Raw genomic sequence first — 18,960 nt, 5'->3', positions numbered from 1 at the left:
AAGAATGGCAAAAAAATTTCTAAACCACTCTTAAATAACAAGTTCCGCAAGCATGATAAACATCAGCTTTTGCTACCGTAGGTCTTTGATTTGCAGCATTAACCATTTCTTGAACTTCCTGATTTGCTCCATAACGGCGAACTACACCCGTGAACTCTTCCACATCATGGCCTTTTATTTCTAAATTAGGTTTACCAGTCTCACGGTTATAGGATGGAACCCCATATTTATCTTTCTTGTGGGCAATATGATAAAGCTCATGTTCGATCAAAGCACAGAAGTCAACATCATTAGCTTGCTGCGCATAAGTTGCATCAATTGTGATTAAGTACTCAGGCAAATCATTGAACCATTGATAAAACTGTTCTTCCTGCCGTTCCTTTTTCCACCCCCCAGCATTGATCATGATCTTTTCAGCTTGGCCAACGACAAAGCGACCTTGTTTCTGAAATCCACCTTTTGCCCACATTACGGCGATTTGAGGATAATAGAAGGCTCCTAAATGCGCATGATCAGGGTTATATAGCTTATGTTCAGGATTAAGAAAAATAGACTTTATCCATCGCCATAAATCAGGTGCTGGCGCAAAGTTTGGTGTATCTAAGGAAAAAATCCATTCTGGTGGATATGGGCGTTGCTGAATTACAAATCCGACTTCGTTCATAAATTTCACCCATTAAAAAACCCGCATTAGCGGGCTATATAATTCAAAACTTTGCTATTCAATGTAAGTTCCATCTCTAACACTGTTCAACACAATTAAACCTTTTATTGATAGCTTTAATTGATTTAAGAAGTATGTATTTACATTAGCTCCTAAAATATTACCATTAATTGTTTCAATTTCAATTTTTGTATTCTGACCTGAAAACAACTTTATAAAATTATCTAGGCATTCATACTTTTGAATGTTTCGAACATAATGCTCAGCTAAAGTTACAATACAAAATGATCTCTTATCTATCACTAATTCTGGTTGTTCAAGATTAATTTCATATGTATTTGTGTTAACAATTAATAATTTCTTCGCTAATGGGTTTGCAATCTTTCCATCTTTAGAAACTCTTATAGTTGGCATCAATTTTTATCTCAATTGGTTTTTAATAAATTTAACACAACTATTAGAATGCCAACTATCTTAAAAAATAAAAAGCCCGCCAATAACTAGTGTGTTTGAAGGGCTTTATGTGCAGTACCAAGTTAGGTAACTTTATTCACATGACAAAATTACAGAATGAGTTAAAAACAGTTATTAAACTCCAATTCAACATCATAAACCATTGTTTTAATTGAACATTAACTACAATAAAAAATTTCAAAAAACTTTATACTGAACCTACTTCTTTTTGATGAGAACATTCATATGTCCTTAATTAAAACCCGTTTTATTGAATTACTTTTGCTTGAACTGATTCGATACTCATTATTTACTGGAAGCGAAAAGTTACTTCCCTACCTAATGATTTTATTCTGCTTCTTATTCATATTTGAGTTATTAAATCAAATTTTAGGGTTTCTGTTGCTTAACCATCAGGAGAAACAACAGAAACCAATCGTAATCATCATTATAAAAGAATAATTTCTTTTTTGATGACAAGTGGTGGGGTCGCCAAACAACACCACTTGAAATCATTTTAATTAACTCAATCTTTTCAATCAATTCAGAAAACAAAAAAGCCCGCGTAATGCGAGCTTTCAAATAACTTTGGTGATTGACCATAACTTCGTCCACCATATCACGAATATGTCATATCCTGTCCGTACATGCAAGTACTACTCCAAACGCAATCTTTTATCATGACCATTTAGATAATACTTACCTGCAAATATCATTTGATCTAAAGACGTTTTCCCCAAACAAAACTCATTAGCCATTTGTCTCAATGACATTCCTCTTACATTTTTTTCTACAAATAGGCCTACTGCTGCCTTAGCTGAATTACAGATGGTATTGGTATCAGAAACCTCTTTAATTAGCTTTCTAACCTGTTCTGCTTCAAAATCTGAAATAACACAGATAACTACATTTTTATTATTAGATTGTTTGTCATCATTGGATCTGATCAACCAATAAATTTGATTTACACCAAGGTCATCTGGTGCATTCCCACTTTTCATACGACAAGTTTGAATATATGCACCATATTGCTTTAACCAAACTTCTATTGTGAATTTAGACCAGTCCATTACTTTGTTTTTAGCGATAGCATTCATCAATCAAACCTCTCGTACATCAATATTTAGAACCGTTTTCATTAAGTGCTTTTTGTTTCTATAGCTGTCTTTCTTTCTCGTAGCTTCCGACTTCACATCTTCGACAATGTATTCACCGCTTATGATGTAGTAAGTGAAATCAGCAAAATAACGTAATGCTGGCTTTGCCCTTTTCTCTCCCTCTAGCTTGGTTTTGGGTGCAAGTTCAAATTTAGTGTGATGCTCTAAACCGAAGATCTCGCCCCTCTGCTGCATTGCTTTAAGCTCGGTGTACCGCTTGTGTTCTTTCTTGCTATCGAAAGTCATCCCATCAAATTCAACTTTCTGAGCATTAAACTTGTTGCGTTTTTTAGCCTTAGGTTTTTCAGACTGTTTAAGAATTTCACGGCGGTACTGTTCGACGCTCATTGATGTCATTTAGATTTGTTCTCCGCAACTTTCACGAAGCAATCTTCAAATCCTGTGTACTTGTACCCCCGCTCATCTTTGGCTTGAACAACTAACTTCCCAGTTCTTTTACCTTTCTTAATGAATGAAATCCGTAACTCGCCTTGAGGATTCCAACCCGCTTGTTTAAATGCATCTGAATCTGGGCAAACAATATCTCCAATACAAAAACTCATTGGCTTTGCTCCTTCAAAACGCAAAACTTCTCCATTTCTTTCTTGATGTCTTCGATACTTACAAGAACCTCAATAAGAGGAAGCCAACCGCTGTTTTCCTCCCAATTTCCACCAAATGAACATGATTCAAAGCTAATTAAACATCCTGTATCTTTAGCTTCATTCAGGTGTTCTTGATCAATATTTTTAACGAACTCACGATTTTCGAAATGAAAATACTCAGCTGATTCTGGGGTGTTATTCACAATCAGAATCATGTCTTTCAAACGGTTGAATCCATCTATTTTTGCTTTGACAGCTTCCACTACATCCTCAGTTACCCATTGATTACGAGAACTAAGCACTCCGTCTCTGCACAACATGCCATGAATCTTTCTTATGCCACGCTCAAAACGATCTTTACGAACAACATCACCTGTTGCATCAAACTCAAACATATCTGGAGTTAATTTGTGGTCTTGAAACTCAGGTCTGCGCAAATCGAATTCGGTAACTTCTTGTTTTTTACTCATCACCCTTCTCCTACACTGCTCAGCAAGTTCTTTTCACAAGCGCGGCGGCTCATATCTGCCAAATGCATAATTTCAGTTTTAAGTTGATGTTCAGCGTTATGGCGGAAAGCTTTTATCACTTGGCGCACTACGATAATTTCGTAATGAGGACGGCGTTTAATGTTGGCCAACCACATTAAATAAAAACGAATGTCTGAATTTGTTAAAACGATATTCATGAAACCTCTCCAATTAGGTCTATATCTTCTTTACAAATTCTCTTAATACGTTGTGATTGAAGCTCCTCGTATTCAGGATTTAATTCACATCCCAAATATTGACGGTCATGAGTTAATGCCACCGCAGCAGTGGTACCACTTCCCATAAAAGGATCGAACACAATGTCATTTGCTCGAGATCCTGCAAGAACACAAGGCTCAATCAAGTCTGGTGGGTATGTAGCGAAGTGAGCGCCTTTATATGGTTTTGTAGCGATATACCAAACGCTGCGTTTGTTACGAGTTAGTAAATCGTATTCACTATCTGCTCGCTCTGCTCGATGTGTGCCAGTGCTTTGATTAGGAATAGCAATAGCTCTTTTACTATCTCCTCGCTTGAAATTGTCACGCGAAGATCTCGAGATAACAGCTTTCATTGGCCCGTTGGTTTTACCTATTGCTCGTTCACTTCCAGACTGATTCTCAATGTTTTGAGAAAGACGCTTTAGTGAACTTTCAGCAACAGGTTCTTTAATGGCTTCGTGATTAAAGAAATACTTTCGAGATTTACTAAATAAGAAAATGTATTCATGAGCTTTGGTGCATCGGTCAGTGATGCTTTCAGGCATGGGATTAGGTTTATGCCAAATAATATCTTGGCGTAGGTACCAACCATCAGCTTGCAAAGCAAATGCAACACGCCAAGGAATACCAATAATATCCTTAGGTTTTAAATTTGATTGAGCTGCATTTTGCTTAGGTAAAAATAATCCTTTAGTTTTAGGATTTTTCCCATCGTTCAGACCTGTTCGTGTCATTCCACGCCCAGAACCAGCGTAGCTATCACCCAGATTCAACCAGAGCGTACCATCATCATGCAGCAGCTCTCGAACCAATCTAAAAACTTGAACCATATTTTCAACGTATTCATCAACAGTGTTCTCTAAACCAAGTTGACCACTAACGCCATAGTCACGAAGTCCAAAATAAGGAGGTGAAGTAACACACATTTGAACCTTGGTACCTTGATCAATGAGTTGCTGCATTGATTCTCTGCAATCACCAAATAGGATTTTATTCATGCAGCCGCCCCTTTGGTTTGTTTGAAACCAAGTTCGATCAGGAATGGAATGAATGGTTTTTGTTGTTCAGGATCTGCGATCAAAGCGGCCATACGCTTAGCTGCATCCATCCAAGACTCACCAGTGTGACAAAACGAATCTTTGAACTTAGGATGGAAAACCATGTCTTTTGCAAACTTGTATAGCTGTTTGTCAGATGCAAACGTGATGACTTCAGGCGTGCTAATTTCGATTTGAACTTGTTGGCCAGAAATCTTGTTTTCAGAAAAACGTTGTACCGGTGTTTTCATCTTTGCGTATTTAGCACGAGCTTTAAGCATCCACTCAGCAAAGAATCGAACCATGTTTTCATCAGAATGATTTCGCTCTTCATTGAAATTTTTGAAGCTAGATAATTCACGATCAAACCAAGCAGCTTTAAAAATCTCGTTGGTATCGATTGAGTGATCGATAGAACAAATTTCTAATTTCAAATTTTCCAAAATAAACCACGTATTTTTTTTATTTTGATTAGTTGGTTTTGATAGTGTGTTTTGTGTGTTAAAAATTTTAACTAGTAGTGGTAAAAAATTTTTACTAGCAGTAGTTAAATTTTTTAACTGGCAAGCATTATCAAGGTGGTTAAAATTTTTAACTAGCACTCGTGACTTTTGAGGAAAATTTAAGCACAGTTTTTTACTAGTTTTACCCTTTAATTGCTTTTTAGAAGATGGTTTTTGATAGTTAAAAATTTTAACTAGCTGACCATTAAACAGACTAAATGATTGAATAAGAACTGAACTTTTGCGTGCGAAATTTATGTGCTCACCAACAAAATAATTGTCTTTTAATGAGTAAACATTCCCATATATAGATTGCTCATGTTTTTTTACCAAACCTACTTTAACAAGCTCTTTAGTACATCTAACGACTGTCGGATGACTTTTACCTGATAGTTTTTCCAGTTGTGTGATTGAAAGCGCATCACACTCTTTAGCCCAACCACGTGTTTTTCGATTAATGATTAAATAGATTTTTACAGATGCATCAGAGATTTTACTCATTGCTTCATCTACAAAAGCATTTGCAACTTGAAACGAATTAGGGACGTATTTACTCAAGATTCACCGTCCTTGGCCAACTTAATGAACCGCCCGAACATGATGATTTTTTCACATCGATGTAAGCTAGAAATAATCATTCCTGCATCTTGGTAACTGATACGATGATCTCGACTCAAAGCTTCAATAAGCTCATCACGAGTTACAGCGGCATTCGCTTCATCACGATTGATTTTGCGTAAATTAGCTTTCCGAATTTCCAAGAAATCACTTAGCGTTTTTATCGCTGGATCGTGCCATGAATGGATTGCTTGAGTTTGTTTGTGCTCTGGCCAATTTGCAGAAGTATTCATGACACCTCCTTTTGAGCATTAGTTGCAGCTTCAAGATGTTTAGCTATATCTGAAATAACACGACGCTTAAGTGAAAGCTCCAAAGCTGTTGCGTGACGAATCAAATGATTAAGCGCAAAGCTGTTATTCCCGTTGAGCAACACACCATTTTTCTGAACTTGAGTTACAGTCATCAAATGATCAGGCTTGCTTGGATCAATAAAAACAACTGAATCACCAACTACATAATCACTGTTGTTCTGCTGTTTTGGTTTTGATATATTTGTCATGTTCTTTGGTTCCAATAAATTAATGAACATTGCCAAAAGCTCGATCTCGCACATCGGGCTTTTTGCTTATTTGAAATACTGAAAAAATACTTTTGAATACATTCATGTATTCACTTGAATACGTTGTATTCTTTGCTTTTTTTAACTCCTCAACAGATGATTGGCCTAAATCAATTTGTAGTTTTAAATCTATGGCTTCTCTCATCCATTTCGCTCTATTTCCTTCGGCCAAGTCATCCACTAACTGCCTAACTTCTACAGGTATACGTGTCGTCACTGGCTCAAGTAACTTTTCTCCAGACTTAATTACTCTCATTGTGAATTTCACCCCTTTGTTAATGCTTGATCTGGTTTAGCTCGTTCCTTAAGCCACTCAGCCGTGAATGCACCCTGACAATGCTCTGCTAAAGTTTCGGCGTAATTCGTTTCGCCTGTGTATTCAGTTCTTGGCAGAACGCCACGCTTTTCCATTTTGCTCATTGCCATATATGAGCGACCAAGTAAAAGTGCTGCACGTGTGCGACCACCTACCTTTTGAAATGCATATTTAATTGGATTGTTGATTTCTAACTGATCGGAATTTTCTGAAGTTATTAAAGCCATAATTTAAACCCTTGGTTATTTCTAAAAAATTAAACCATAGATTTAATATCAATACAATCTAGGATTGCTTCAATCTAATTAAATTTATCATTAAACTTTTAAACCAATGGTTTGTTTTTATGATTATCACTATGGATCTGCTTGTTGAACGAATTCAAAAATCTTTAGATCATTCTGGTCTTTCGTGGTCTGGTGCTGCCATAAAACTTGGTCTTTCAGCTCAAGCTGCTACAAACTGGAAAAAGGGTAAAATAGGTAGAGATACATTAAAGTCTTTAGCATCTCTAACGGGTGTGAGCTCCGGATGGCTACTTGATGGTTCAGGCCTTATGATTGATGTTACTGATAACAATGAAAGTAATGAAACTTATAGACCAGTTATGGCTTGGGAAGCACCTGGTGATTTAGATCCAAACACATTTATGATCATCCCGCATGTAGACGTGAAGTTTTCTGCAGGTAATGGGCGACTAGTTGAATTTGAACCAGTATCCAAAATGACTGGATGTGCGCAACGCATGGAGTGGTTTCATAAGAAAAAAGTATCACCCAAAAATCTCGTGGAAGTGGATGTTGATGGTGACAGTATGGAGCCAAGAATACCAAATGGTAGTGTTGTGATTATTGATAAGTCTATCAACAGCCTAGAGCAAGTTCAGAATAGAAAGGTTTATGCAATCAGATATGGTGATGAACTAAAAATCAAAAGATTATCTCGTAGATATGACGGTGGTTTAATCATAGATAGCGACAACCCAAACTACGAAAGAGAAATTGTAGAACCAGAAGATCTAGAACACATCGGCATTATTGGAAAATATGTTTCCCATTCGTATGATGGTGAAATTTAATTATTTTATCGAATTAGGAAAGAAAAATGATCGCTACACTAAATAAATCTAAAACTGCATTATCTATTAATAAACAAGAATTTAAATCTGCACTATCAAAAATTGGTGATGGTATTGATAAACAAATAGCATCTCTTAAGAAAGCCAAGCAAAGCTATGATACTGAGGAGATGGCACGCGAGGTCATTAACGAAGCAAATATCTTTGAAGCCATAATCGAAGGTTTTAATGAAGCTGAAAGTACTAATCTAAAGCTTGGAGACATTACTAATTTAGATCAGGCACAAGGCTGGATTGATGAGCTTTTAGAAAAGTATAGTACTTAAAATCAAAACCCTCGAATTCGAGGAGAATAAAAAACTTGTGAACCCGACACAGTCATGACAACAGATCGGGTGGAGATAAAAGTGAATATGATTCCTGTAAGATCAAGCGCTATTGATGCTATTGGTTATGATGCGGATTCTAAACAGATGGCTATAAAATTTAATAACACCCCAATTGCATACACTTTTTATAATGTGCCATTTCAAGTATTTAATGAGCTGATGGCGGCTCCATCGAAAGGCACTTACTATCACAGGTATATTGAGGGTCGCTACAGAGGTTAATACCAAGCAGCTCGGCTATATCATTAATTTCTTTGATTTGCTTGGTATGATTAGTACGCCAATGTGTTTCGTCCTCTTTAGCTGATAAATCATCAGTTGCAATAACATTGTTATTAGAACATAAGCCCAATTGAACGCTAATTAACTTTTTGCGGATATCTTCTATTTCTAATTTAGTCAGCATCATAAACTCCATCTAACCCACCCAGTGTGGGTTTTCTTTTGTTTATTAAATCTAAAATTTAAAATTAATTCAATCTATGGTTTAAATTTATATTGCACACCAATTAAATCTTTGGTTTAATAATTCCATACACAGCAAAAAGCCCCGAACACTTACCACGGCGATCAGGGCTTCTCACTACACATGAGGTAGATTATGGAACAAAACGTTTTAAATCACAACCGCAGTTATACGCTAGGCAAGTCTTTACTTGTTTGTGGTGCATTCTCTGCAGCTACATTGGCGGGCTTGTCTGGTGCTTATGCATTAGTAACTAAGCCGATCCAACCCGCTCCCGTTTACTCGTTCGGCAATACACATTCAATGTACGGCGTGATGTCAGTAAACATTACATCTGACACTACCGGCGAAGCGATCGTTAATCTCAACGGCTATCACGTATTCACAAGCTTTGATTTTGAATTAGAGCCAGATTACAACGGACAGTTAGGTAGCGATACCAAAGCAGTATTTATTAAAAACTTAGCTGTAGACCGGGTACTAAAATCAAACGGCGGCTTTTATAACGATTTCACAAATGCTGATGACATCAGAAATATGATTTCTGTAATCACGGCTCACATCGAAAAAAATAAGATGGTTGAGGTGAACTCATGAGCACTCAATACACCACCCCATTCCGCGAATTTATCACTCGCGATGACCACGGGCGCTATCACGTTCGCCTTGGACCACAAACGTTCTCAACCAACTACAAGTTGACTGACATACGTCTCGAAACTGAGAACGGCGGTACACCTGTAGATCCTGAATATTTAAAAAACAAGCCTTATATTCTTCGAAATCTACAACAAGAAGTTAAGGAGCAACGTAAAAAAGAACGCAAAGCAATGTATGCGAAAGACTGCTTTCAACGCACGCCATACAGCAAAAATCAACGTATTGCATACCACAACGCGAAATCTAATTAAGGGAATCTGTCATGTCACAACAACAAACAAATTCTGTTGAATTAGATGTGTTGCGCACTATTCAACAAGAACTAAAAGCACCAAAAAGTAAATTTAATAAATTCGGTAATTTCCATTACCGCAGCCTTGAAGACATTCTTGAAGGTGTTAAACCATTTTTGCACCAGTATAACGCTACCCTTGTCCTTACTGACGAAGTGCATGAAATTGGATCTGTAGTTGTTCTAACTGCTAAAGCTGTATTCACTGATGCAACTGGTAAACAAACTATTGTTACTGCACATGCTGGCGTCGACATTAATAAGAAAGGTATGGATGTTGCGCAAACTTTTGGCTCTTCAAGTTCATATGCACGGAAATATGCACTTAATGGCCTATTCCTTATTGATGATAGCCAAGATGCTGATACCGATGCATATCAACAACAGACCGGATCTCAATCTGCAAATAATCAGCAATCTAATAATGTGCAAAACCAACAGCAGTCAAACGCTCAAAACAATCAGCGTGGTAATACTCAACAAAAACAGGCCACAACAAAAACTCTCGCAGACCGTTATCAAAGTGCTCTGGTGTCTATTCGCAATGCAAACAAACCAGCAACTCTAGATAAAGCTATCGCCACATTTAAAGGCTCAACCTTTTCAACTGGAATTGAGAAAGCCTGCCGTGCTCGCGCAGATCAAATGGGTTGGTCAAATGGCAATCCTAACAATGGCCAAAATAACAATATGCATCATTAAAGGATAAGAACATGAATAATATTTTAAATGCTCAACAAGCTTTTGTCGCTCTTCAAAAGGGTCAAACAGTGCTATGCCGTTATACTGGCAATGGCACTCTACATGGTGATAAAGATTTCAGTACACTTGACCAAGTGCCAGCTAGTGTCTTTTATCAACCACACTATGAATTTTGCATAAAGATCGAAACAATTGAACTAGCAGGAATCAAATTTACAAGACCATGTACTTTGGAAGAACTCGAGTATGGACAAGAGATCTTTGTCTCAATTTTTCCAAGTGCAACAATCCGCAAAACCTTTTTTGATAATAGCTCCGATGTGGCATGTTTTGTTAGTTGTGGAGTCGTTCAGCGTGATTTAGAAAATGCTGAACTCCAAACTAGAGCTTATCATGCATTTTTAGGCGTAAATCCAACTTTAAATATCAACGGTTTTAGCTCCCCTGATGGATCTCGTATCCAAAATCAGGAAATAGAGAAAAAACAAACTAAGAGACGCGAAAATAAGAAAGCTACTGTAGATCCGCAAATTGAACATAACAAGGATCTAATCATTGATGCGATTGCTACTTGTGTGACTGCTGAAGAAGTAAATACAACATGCTTTGGTTTGGAAAAGAACGGATTTAATCAAGATCAACTTGATGCGATTGATAAAGCAAAAAATGAAAAGCTAAATCAGTTAGCACTTGAAAAAGCTACTGCGGAAAATGCTGCAGATGAATTGCTTAATCAACACCAAGTCGATTCAGCAGATCCAGAGCTTTCAGTGTTATGTGATGCATTTGTTGATGAGATAAATGCTGCAACGTCAGCTGAAGAAATTAAAGCTATTCGCAACCGCATTAATTCGAACGGCGACTTAACAGAAGTTGAAAGCGCAGAACTGGCAACACGTATCAATTTAAAAAGTGCTTTATTTGAAAAAGATCAATCTCATGTTTCATTTGACAATATAGCTGCTGCAGCTGTGGCACAAGCTCAAAAGGTTGATGTAGAGACACAACAAAAAAATGAAAGCGGCCATTACTTTGATCAAGTCAAGAAAGAGACTGCAGCATGGAATGAACAACTCCAAAAACTACTCAAAGATTTAGAAACCACCAACAATGCTGACGAAGCTAATTCACTTGTAAGTCAAACAATGTCATGGACAAAAGAACAGCGTGAACCATTGCTACGAGCGATTAGTCGCCGCTTACAACATTTCCAAAATCCACAAGCGACGGAAAACCCGTCAATTTCAGTTCAGATCCAAAACGCAACTGATCTAACCACATTGGATTCATTGGAAATTGATGTATCGACTTTAGATCCGATCATTCAACCAGACATGATGCGCTTAATTACCACTCGCCGCTTGCAACTAGAAAACGCTGCAAATGATGGGGGGCATGCATCATGAAATTCAAATACTCAACTATTACCCGAACACTTGAAGTGTTCGGGGGCAACATGACTCATATATATGACAACGTGAATGAGTCGGAAATTACGGATCTGGTGGCCAACGCCAAGTTTAAAGATGCGATTTGGAGAAAGTGATGTCAAATCAAGATCAAGTTAAGTTTGTTTTGATGCCTGTTGAATTGAGTAACGAAGCTGCAACTAAACGAGCTACAGAACAATATGAAGAGTGTTCAAATAATTTCAAAAATTTGCATCGTGATTGTGGTGAGCCTGAGTACACACGATTAAGAAATCGTTGGATTCAAAATCGTGCTAGGCAACTAAAAGAACAGTACCGTGCAATGGTTAAAGCAGTTGGGAGATCAACCGTATGAGTGGCTTAGGTGATTTAAATAAGGCTCTTTTTGCTCAGCTCGACAGACTTTCCAATGCGAGTAAGGAGGATCTGGCCAATGAAGTAATCCGTGCTCAAAACATAGAAATAATAAGTGAGCAAATTATTAAGGCTCATGAAACCCAACTAGCAGCAGCAAAACTCGTCGCGGAATATAAAGGTTTGGATGATAGCCAGAAAGCTCCACTTCTAGATGTTAAATACGAGGGATAAGATGCCAAAAGGTCAAGCGATTAAATATACGCCTGAGCAGTTAGACTACATCAAAGCTAACTGCAGCCTTGGGCGAAAAGAACTAACCATCGATGTAAACAGTAAATTTAATTCCGAATTTACAGTCGATCAAATTAAATCATTGTGTACTCGTAATAAATGGAACACTGGACGTACTGGTTGTTTTGAAAAAGGAGATAAGCCCTGGAATACTGGAACCAAAGGTGTATGCAAACCAAACTCAGGAAACTTTAAATCAGGACAAGTTTCCTGGAATAAAAAACCTGTTGGATATGAGCGTATCTGCTCTAAGGATGGTTATGTAATTGTCAAAGTGGCTGAGCCAAATGTTTTTAAATTGAAGCATCGCCTTGTATGGGAAAAAGCAAACGGTCCTATTCTTGATGGTCATGTGGTCGCATTTAAAAACATGGAAAAAACTGACTGCCGTATTGAGAATCTCATTCTTATGACTAAAGCGGAAATGGTTCGATATAGCCAGAATTTCTATAACTTGGCCAACAGGGATACAAACGAAACTTGCTTATTAATGGCTAAAGTTAAAACCAAATCACATCAGGTAATTAAAGGTGGTGCAGCATGTTAAATATCAATGTTGAGCAAGCTTACTTTATGACTCATGTTAAGCCACTGGGAATAAATAAAGTTACTTGGGACAAAAATGGAAAGATCATATCTATGCAAAGGGATACTCACTGCATTTTTAGATTTGATCAGGTTGTTGTTTTATGGAGTACATGGCTGGCTTCCAAAAGTTCTGGAATCATCTTATTAGAACATGACATTGATGAGGCGATAAAAGAGTTTGGTACAGCTAATAAGAAAATCATAACTCATATTGAAAATATTATTGCTCAAAAAGCATTAATTAGTTCAAAGGGGAATCAAAGTTCGGCTGCCGATCAAATAGGAATGAGTCGAACAAAACTAAGATATGTAGTCAAACGTTTTAGAAGTAGTTCAATTTTAGGAACTGCAGCATGAAAGAACGATTATATGGTTTTTCATTTCTACTATTTATAGCAATTCTAAATTTATTATTTGGAGGATCGAATGGATAAACATGGAACTCCCGAACAAGTGTGTTTTGATTCAACAGGGTGAAAACCCTTAAAAATTTAAGGTGAAGCTATGCCAAATGAAATTATAGAAGCTTTACTGGAGTTGGGTTTAACACCTATTGACTGGGTTGATGCTAGTCAATTCTCTAAACTCACTGGTATTGCTGAACAAAAATTAGATCATCGTCGTAAAAAATGGCCAGAGGATATTGTCTGGTCTAAGCAAGATGGAAATATATATTTTTCGATTAAAGGTTATAACGAATGGCTGACAGAACAAGCTCAAAGTCGCTACCAAAAGGCGTGCGGGTTAGAAGCGGCTCAATCCAAATCTACTTTGAACGAAAAGGAAAAGCCTACAACATCACGTTACCGCACCCCGCAACTGCGGAAGGCATTGCGACAGCCGCTAAAATTAGAAATCAACTAATTGTTAAAGCTGAATGGGGTATTTTAACTGATAGAGATATTATAGAAGCTCGAGGTGATGTTGTAGAAGATGAGCATCAAGCAATCATAAATAAAAATGATGTCCTATTTCAGGACTTAGCTCAAAAGTTTTTAGACCGATGTGATGCAAATTCAGATACAAAGCGAGGGTATTTACGAATCTTGGATCATCACTGGATGCCAACTTTAGCCCTCACTCCTATTCACAAAATCACAAATGACGATATTTGGGATTTAATCAATCAAAGAGATTTTCAAACTGCAAAGACATTAAATAATAGCTTAATTCCTCTGCGCGGTGTTTTTGAAATGGCTTTGTCTAGCAAGGCGATTTCAGATAATCCAATGGCAGGAATTGAGAATAAAAAAGTTCAAATGGGTATTCCAGATCCTTTTAGTCGTGAAGAAATGAATGCTCTACTTGATTGGATGTCAAAGAACCTTATTGATGATGAACGATTCTATTATTGGTACTTTGAGTTTGCATTTTGGACGGGTTGTAGACCATCAGAAATGTTTGCACTCAACGATACCACTGATATTGATTGGTTTAATAATACATTCCGAGTAAATAAAAGTCGTGTACGTGGTCAAGAAAAAAATGTCACAAAAACGCATAATGCTCGTGATGTTTATCTTAATGATCGATCAAAAAAGGCTATTGAGGACTTGGTTTCATTCAAGAAAAATGAGGGTTATCGCGGAAATCACTTAATGATATGCCCCAAAACTTACGAGCCATTCACTAATGAACGTGCACCACGCATACGATTCCAGAGAGCCTTAAAAGCCTGTGGTATCCGCCCTCGCCCAGCTTACAATACAAGACACACCTATGCGACAATGTTGCTGATGGATGGTGTAAATCCTGTTTTTGTAGCTGATCAATTGGGCCATAGCTTACAAATGCTTATGAAGCGGTACGCAAAGTGGATGCATGGCGATAAAAATAAAATTGAAATTGCCAAGCTTAATACGCAATAAGTTTTGACAGGTTTTTTGACAGGCTATACTTCAAAACAATCATGTACTATCATATTTGAAAAATATAAGTTATTGATTTATATATAGCCTAATATGATAGAGCATGATTGAGTAGCATTGTTGTGGGTTCGAGTCCCGCTGAGCGCACCAAATTTAATTATTAGCTAATCAAAATAAATTTTAATTAAAAAAACTTAAACTGCCTGCTAAAATGAATCACTCTCAAGTTTCAAAATTTTTATTGAGTAAAACCCATGTATACAATTCACAATCATTAAAAGTATTAGAATTTGTAGTTCATCTAACTTTTCTATGACTATACAAATTTAGCCTATTAAAAATAAAAAAACCTTCAAAATGAAGGTTTAGTTCACACACTATTATTTAGAGTGCTGTTCCACAAATATCTTTCGATCCTGTTGGGTATACTTGTTGTATATTTGCATGATCCGTAATCAACTGTATACCTACACTCTTACCATTTAGAAGTGAATTTGCGTAGGGTTCTTGATTGATAGTTGCAGTATAGCCAATGCTATTAATAGAATTTTGCAAATTAATATTCAAATAACCAAAGTTTGTACCATTGATTACATAGCCCACCTGCTTAGTAGACTGATTTATAAAAATCCCAACTTTAATTTTCCCATCACTTGGAACTGTAATTTTGTGAGTTTTTCTATCAAATTCTTTGACGGTCGTAAAACCATTTGTATCAGGTTTAAATGCTCCACCTGTAACAATAATATAATCACCATTTGCTAATACGCTGTTATTATTATACTTTCCATAAACAACATCTAAACCCAATTCTACTTTTTGTGATGAAGACCCTGTTAAATTATATCCAAACTCATATGAATCTGTCGCACTTCCCATATTAATATTTAAATTAGCCACATCGATTACAGATTCTAAAACAACAATACCATTTGAGCTAACAGCAGTATCAACCATAGGAAGATTAGCCGGTATATTTGTTATATATCTATATTGGGCTCTAAAGTTGGCTACTTTTTTAGATGTGGCAAAATGATCTACACTGCTATTTGCATAATAATTTATTTGTCCCACTGCTTTTTGATCAATTTGATTTATATTTTGAATCAGCTCATATGTTCTAGGGAAATTTGGCACTGTGTTATTACTAGTTTGCCAATTTTTTAAGTCGGTTAATGTCGCATCTAAATTATATGTACATTGCGCAGAAGTTGTTCCTATCATTCCAACGCTAATTAATGCACCTAGAATTATTTTCTTCATTTGTTTCACCTTTCTTATAATAGAACGTTCAGTATACATATTTACTTAACATTTTTAGATAAAGCCGATAAGTGGAAAATGCTTGATTTGGAAAACTTTTATCCGCATTTTTAGATATAAGCAACATCCCACAAAAAAATAAAAATAATTTGATATCAAATATATAAAGTGTAAACACATTCTTATTTATAAAGAATCAAATCTAGATAATGTTAATTCTGTTATTCAATTTTTTAAATGCTCCATTAAGAAATAATAAGAAATTCTTATGATCTATCATTTTCATTAATCGTTCCATTTTTGATACATCATAAACCTATTTTTCTACTTGGTTTATTTTTTCATATCACTCAAAATAGTCATTCTATTTAACAACGTGAGACGTTCATGACTGATGCTTTGGTGTTGAGCGATTTGTCCAAAACTTATCGTAATGGTTTTCAGGCGTTAAAAGGTATTGATTTGACCGTACCTGAAGGTGAATTTTATGCATTATTAGGTCCTAATGGTGCGGGTAAATCTACAACGATTAGTATCATTAGCTCTTTAACCAAAAAAACATCGGGTACAGTGGAAATCTTTGGGCATAACTTAGATACCCATCCATCCCATGCGAAACAATGTCTTGGTGTTGTTCCTCAAGAGTTTAACTTCGGTCAATTCGAAAAAACTTTCGATATTTTAGTGACACAAGCAGGTTATTACGGCATTCCCAAAAAACTTGCTGAACAACGTGCTGAATATTATTTAGAAAAACTCGGTTTATGGGAAAAACGTAATATTCAATCACGTATGCTTTCAGGTGGTATGAAGCGTCGTTTAATGATTGCTCGTGCTATGATGCATGAACCTAAACTTCTTATTTTAGATGAACCAACTGCTGGTGTAGATATTGAGTTACGTCGTTCAATGTGGGATTTTCTCACCGAAATGAATGAAAAAGGCACTTCTATTATTCTTACAACACATTATTTAGAAGAAGCTGAGATGCTTTGTCGTCGCATCGCAATTATTGATCGTGGTGTGATTAAAGAAGATACCACCATGAAAGGTTTTCTTAATCAACTGAATGAAGAATCATTCATCTGTGACCTCGCTCAACCCATTGAAAATTTGCAACTGGATATCATCGGTTTCAAATTTAATTTAATTGATTCAATGACATTAGAAGTCACCATGGATAAAGCCCACAACATGAATGACTTGTTTTTACTATTACAATCACAAAATATTCAAGTCAGCAGTATGCGTAATAAATCCAATCGTTTGGAAGAATTATTCGTGAAAATGGTCGAGAAGAATCTTGCTGGAGCGAATCAGTGAACTTTAATCAATTAAAAACAGCACTTTGGACTTTGGTTGTTAAAGAAATTCGCCGTTTCATGCGGATATGGCCACAAACTTTGTTACCACCAGCAATCACAATGAGCCTATATTTTGTAATTTTTGGCAACTTAGTTGGTTCTCGTATTGGTGAAATGGGTGGCTTTAGCTACATGCAATTTATTGTGCCAGGCTTAATTATGATGGCGGTGATTACAAATAGCTACGCCAACGTTTCTTCAAGCTTCTTTAGTGCTAAATTCCAGAAAAGTATTGAAGAACTCATTATGAGCCCTGTGCCATTACATTTAATTCTTTGGGGCTATGTGATTGGCGGCGTTAGTCGCGGTGTCTTGGTTGGTCTAATTGTAACCATCATGAGTTTATTCTTTACTCACTTGGAAATTTATAATCTATTCGTGACTATATATACTGTCATTATTACTTCACTATTATTCTCGCTTGGTGGTTTCATCAATGCGGTTTATGCGAAGTCATTTGATGATATTTCTATTATCCCGACTTTTGTATTGACTCCACTTACCTATTTAGGTGGTGTCTTTTATGCGATTAGTGCGCTTAGCCCATTTTGGCAAAATTTATCTTTAGTCAATCCAATTGTATATATGGTTAATGCTTTCCGTTTTGGCATTTTAGGACACAGCGACGTCAATGTAACTTTCTCACTGAGTATCGTTACCCTATGCTGTGTTGCGCTCTATGCAGTTGCTTATCATTTATTAGCTCGTGGTTCAGGAATGCGTGAATGAGTGTTGAACATTCTTTATTGGGTAAAGACACCCAATACCCTACTCAATATCAGCCCGATGTTTTATTTTTAATTGCCCGTGCTGAATCTCGTCAACAATATGCACATATTGAAGGGATTACTCAGGGCAAAGATTGGTGGCATGTATTTGAAATTTCATGGCTGAATAATCTCGGCTTACCACAAGTGGCGATTGGTCGTTTAACCTTACCCGCCAACTCACCCAACTTAATTGAATCAAAGTCACTTAAACTTTATTTCAATAGCATGAACTTCACTCAGTTTGAGTCTCAACAAGCTTTTGTCGAAACGGTTGAACGTGACTTATCCAATGCGGCGGGTGGAAAAGTTGAACTACAATTATTCCAAGTTGATGATTTAGAAATTTCTAAACCGCAAGGGATTTGTATTGATGATCTCATCCCTGAGCGTCTATCTGAACATCCAGATTCAACTCTATTAAAGTTAGATCCTGCAACGACCGAAGAAAGTGTTGAAATTGAACTTTACTCTCATCTTTTAAGAAGTAATTGTCCAGTCACAGGACAACCAGATTGGGGTACGATTTTTATTCGTTTTCAAGGTAAAAAACCTTGTTATCGCAGCATATTAGCCTATATTATCTCGTACCGTCAGCACAATGGTTTCCATGAGCAATGTGTCGAGCAAATATTTGCTGATATTTGGCAATTGCTTCAACCAGAAAAACTGATGGTCTATGCAACTTATACTCGTCGAGGGGGCTTGGATATTAACCCATGTCGAGTATCAGATTTGTCATGGATGCCAGAGCCAATTCGCTTGGCACGACAATAAAA

The 18,960-nt window shown here is 36.6% G+C and carries 31 protein-coding genes; 16 read left to right on the top strand and 15 right to left on the bottom strand.

The window, feature by feature from the left end:
- Positions 1-19: 19 nt before the first annotated feature.
- The 13 genes from AAV96_RS09035 to AAV96_RS08970 form a co-directional block, all read right to left on the bottom strand.
- Positions 20-664, bottom strand: a complete 645-nt coding sequence (locus tag AAV96_RS09035) for a putative metallopeptidase (RefSeq protein WP_046739046.1) — start codon at positions 662-664, stop codon at positions 20-22.
- A gap of 54 nt (positions 665-718) precedes the next feature.
- Complete coding sequence (locus AAV96_RS09030; protein WP_046739045.1) at positions 719-1,078, bottom strand: hypothetical protein; 360 nt, start codon at positions 1,076-1,078, stop codon at positions 719-721.
- Positions 1,079-1,773: 695 nt separating this feature from the next.
- On the bottom strand, positions 1,774-2,214 hold the full coding sequence (locus AAV96_RS09020; protein WP_046739043.1) for a hypothetical protein: 441 nt from the start codon (positions 2,212-2,214) through the stop codon (positions 1,774-1,776).
- A gap of 3 nt (positions 2,215-2,217) precedes the next feature.
- Entirely contained in the window at positions 2,218-2,631 is a 414-nt protein-coding gene (locus tag AAV96_RS09015; RefSeq protein ID WP_046739042.1) for a DUF1064 domain-containing protein, read from the bottom strand.
- The gene (locus AAV96_RS09010) at positions 2,628-2,837 is read right to left on the bottom strand and encodes a hypothetical protein (protein WP_046739041.1); all 210 of its coding nucleotides are present in this window, start codon (positions 2,835-2,837) and stop codon (positions 2,628-2,630) included. The genes AAV96_RS09015 and AAV96_RS09010 overlap by 4 nt, the downstream gene beginning before the upstream one ends.
- A complete protein-coding gene (locus tag AAV96_RS18355; RefSeq protein WP_205625868.1) occupies positions 2,834-3,349 on the bottom strand; it encodes a hypothetical protein in 516 nt (171 codons plus the stop codon). Before AAV96_RS18355 ends, AAV96_RS09010 begins: the two co-directional genes overlap by 4 nt.
- Positions 3,349-3,567: a hypothetical protein gene (locus tag AAV96_RS09000; protein WP_046739040.1), complete on the bottom strand. Its 219-nt coding sequence runs from the start codon at positions 3,565-3,567 to the stop codon at positions 3,349-3,351. The genes AAV96_RS18355 and AAV96_RS09000 overlap by 1 nt, the downstream gene beginning before the upstream one ends.
- Positions 3,564-4,628, bottom strand: a complete 1,065-nt coding sequence (locus AAV96_RS08995; RefSeq protein WP_046739039.1) for a DNA-methyltransferase — start codon at positions 4,626-4,628, stop codon at positions 3,564-3,566. Before AAV96_RS08995 ends, AAV96_RS09000 begins: the two co-directional genes overlap by 4 nt.
- Positions 4,625-5,728, bottom strand: a complete 1,104-nt coding sequence (locus tag AAV96_RS08990; RefSeq protein ID WP_046739038.1) for a replication protein — start codon at positions 5,726-5,728, stop codon at positions 4,625-4,627. Before AAV96_RS08990 ends, AAV96_RS08995 begins: the two co-directional genes overlap by 4 nt.
- Entirely contained in the window at positions 5,725-6,021 is a 297-nt protein-coding gene (locus AAV96_RS08985; RefSeq protein ID WP_046739037.1) for a hypothetical protein, read from the bottom strand. Before AAV96_RS08985 ends, AAV96_RS08990 begins: the two co-directional genes overlap by 4 nt.
- A complete protein-coding gene (locus AAV96_RS08980) occupies positions 6,018-6,290 on the bottom strand; it encodes a hypothetical protein (protein WP_046739087.1) in 273 nt (90 codons plus the stop codon). The genes AAV96_RS08985 and AAV96_RS08980 overlap by 4 nt, the downstream gene beginning before the upstream one ends.
- A 19-nt stretch (positions 6,291-6,309) precedes the next feature.
- Positions 6,310-6,606: a hypothetical protein gene (locus AAV96_RS08975; protein ID WP_046739036.1), complete on the bottom strand. Its 297-nt coding sequence runs from the start codon at positions 6,604-6,606 to the stop codon at positions 6,310-6,312.
- An 8-nt stretch (positions 6,607-6,614) separates the two neighbouring features.
- Positions 6,615-6,893, bottom strand: a complete 279-nt coding sequence (locus tag AAV96_RS08970) for a hypothetical protein (protein WP_046739035.1) — start codon at positions 6,891-6,893, stop codon at positions 6,615-6,617.
- A 119-nt stretch (positions 6,894-7,012) separates the two neighbouring features.
- On the opposite strand from AAV96_RS08970, the gene AAV96_RS08965 reads away from it, so the two are divergent.
- From AAV96_RS08965 to AAV96_RS18560, 3 genes are read left to right on the top strand one after another with little or no spacing between them, the layout of a single operon-like run.
- Positions 7,013-7,744 carry a helix-turn-helix transcriptional regulator gene (locus AAV96_RS08965; protein WP_046739034.1) on the top strand — a complete coding sequence of 244 codons (732 nt, stop codon included), beginning with the start codon at positions 7,013-7,015 and terminating at the stop codon, positions 7,742-7,744.
- A 26-nt stretch (positions 7,745-7,770) separates the two neighbouring features.
- Positions 7,771-8,070, top strand: coding sequence for a hypothetical protein (locus AAV96_RS08960; RefSeq protein ID WP_046739033.1), 300 nt, complete (start codon positions 7,771-7,773; stop codon positions 8,068-8,070).
- 54 nt (positions 8,071-8,124) lie between these two features.
- Positions 8,125-8,355: a KTSC domain-containing protein gene (locus tag AAV96_RS18560; protein ID WP_413772444.1), complete on the top strand. Its 231-nt coding sequence runs from the start codon at positions 8,125-8,127 to the stop codon at positions 8,353-8,355.
- Here the strand turns inward: AAV96_RS18560 and AAV96_RS18275 are convergent.
- A complete protein-coding gene (locus AAV96_RS18275) occupies positions 8,282-8,539 on the bottom strand; it encodes a hypothetical protein (RefSeq protein ID WP_171249140.1) in 258 nt (85 codons plus the stop codon). The two genes, AAV96_RS18560 and AAV96_RS18275, sit on opposite strands and share 74 nt — an antisense overlap.
- A 195-nt stretch (positions 8,540-8,734) precedes the next feature.
- On the opposite strand from AAV96_RS18275, the gene AAV96_RS08950 reads away from it, so the two are divergent.
- The 10 genes from AAV96_RS08950 to AAV96_RS08905 all read left to right on the top strand — a co-directional run bounded on the left by AAV96_RS08950 (position 8,735) and on the right by AAV96_RS08905 (position 14,787).
- Positions 8,735-9,196: a hypothetical protein gene (locus AAV96_RS08950; RefSeq protein ID WP_046739031.1), complete on the top strand. Its 462-nt coding sequence runs from the start codon at positions 8,735-8,737 to the stop codon at positions 9,194-9,196.
- Positions 9,193-9,510 (top strand): hypothetical protein, encoded by a 318-nt coding sequence (locus AAV96_RS08945; RefSeq protein ID WP_046739030.1) that lies wholly within the window; start codon positions 9,193-9,195, stop codon positions 9,508-9,510. The genes AAV96_RS08950 and AAV96_RS08945 overlap by 4 nt, the downstream gene beginning before the upstream one ends.
- An 11-nt stretch (positions 9,511-9,521) precedes the next feature.
- Positions 9,522-10,253, top strand: coding sequence for an ERF family protein (locus AAV96_RS08940; protein WP_046739029.1), 732 nt, complete (start codon positions 9,522-9,524; stop codon positions 10,251-10,253).
- Positions 10,254-10,264: 11 nt separating this feature from the next.
- Positions 10,265-11,659 (top strand): hypothetical protein, encoded by a 1,395-nt coding sequence (locus tag AAV96_RS08935; protein ID WP_046739028.1) that lies wholly within the window; start codon positions 10,265-10,267, stop codon positions 11,657-11,659.
- Between the two features lie 139 nt (positions 11,660-11,798).
- Positions 11,799-12,038, top strand: coding sequence for a hypothetical protein (locus tag AAV96_RS08930; protein ID WP_046739027.1), 240 nt, complete (start codon positions 11,799-11,801; stop codon positions 12,036-12,038).
- Positions 12,035-12,271, top strand: a complete 237-nt coding sequence (locus AAV96_RS08925; protein WP_046739026.1) for a hypothetical protein — start codon at positions 12,035-12,037, stop codon at positions 12,269-12,271. The genes AAV96_RS08930 and AAV96_RS08925 overlap by 4 nt, the downstream gene beginning before the upstream one ends.
- 1 nt (position 12,272) lies before the next feature.
- Positions 12,273-12,878, top strand: coding sequence for an HNH endonuclease signature motif containing protein (locus tag AAV96_RS08920; RefSeq protein ID WP_046739025.1), 606 nt, complete (start codon positions 12,273-12,275; stop codon positions 12,876-12,878).
- A complete protein-coding gene (locus AAV96_RS08915) occupies positions 12,872-13,276 on the top strand; it encodes a helix-turn-helix domain-containing protein (protein WP_046739024.1) in 405 nt (134 codons plus the stop codon). Before AAV96_RS08920 ends, AAV96_RS08915 begins: the two co-directional genes overlap by 7 nt.
- Positions 13,277-13,423: 147 nt before the next feature.
- A complete protein-coding gene (locus tag AAV96_RS18450; protein ID WP_227505834.1) occupies positions 13,424-13,783 on the top strand; it encodes a hypothetical protein in 360 nt (119 codons plus the stop codon).
- Positions 13,678-14,787, top strand: coding sequence for a tyrosine-type recombinase/integrase (locus tag AAV96_RS08905; RefSeq protein WP_227505837.1), 1,110 nt, complete (start codon positions 13,678-13,680; stop codon positions 14,785-14,787). Before AAV96_RS18450 ends, AAV96_RS08905 begins: the two co-directional genes overlap by 106 nt.
- Before the next feature lie 384 nt (positions 14,788-15,171).
- On the opposite strand, the gene AAV96_RS08900 is transcribed toward AAV96_RS08905, so the two are convergent.
- Positions 15,172-16,050 (bottom strand): DUF4882 family protein, encoded by an 879-nt coding sequence (locus AAV96_RS08900; RefSeq protein WP_046739022.1) that lies wholly within the window; start codon positions 16,048-16,050, stop codon positions 15,172-15,174.
- A gap of 387 nt (positions 16,051-16,437) precedes the next feature.
- On the opposite strand from AAV96_RS08900, the gene AAV96_RS08895 reads away from it, so the two are divergent.
- From AAV96_RS08895 to queF, 3 genes are read left to right on the top strand one after another with little or no spacing between them, the layout of a single operon-like run.
- Positions 16,438-17,373 (top strand): ABC transporter ATP-binding protein, encoded by a 936-nt coding sequence (locus AAV96_RS08895; protein ID WP_046739021.1) that lies wholly within the window; start codon positions 16,438-16,440, stop codon positions 17,371-17,373.
- Positions 17,370-18,143 carry an ABC transporter permease gene (locus AAV96_RS08890; RefSeq protein ID WP_005216597.1) on the top strand — a complete coding sequence of 258 codons (774 nt, stop codon included), beginning with the start codon at positions 17,370-17,372 and terminating at the stop codon, positions 18,141-18,143. Before AAV96_RS08895 ends, AAV96_RS08890 begins: the two co-directional genes overlap by 4 nt.
- Positions 18,140-18,958: an NADPH-dependent 7-cyano-7-deazaguanine reductase QueF gene (gene queF, locus AAV96_RS08885; protein WP_046739020.1), complete on the top strand. Its 819-nt coding sequence runs from the start codon at positions 18,140-18,142 to the stop codon at positions 18,956-18,958. The genes AAV96_RS08890 and queF overlap by 4 nt, the downstream gene beginning before the upstream one ends.
- Positions 18,959-18,960: the final 2 nt, after the last annotated feature.

The organism is Acinetobacter sp. AG1 (genome assembly GCF_001005525.1).
GTDB classification, from domain to species: Bacteria; Pseudomonadota; Gammaproteobacteria; order Pseudomonadales; family Moraxellaceae; genus Acinetobacter; species Acinetobacter modestus.
This window is presented reverse-complemented; position numbering and strand designations above follow the sequence as displayed.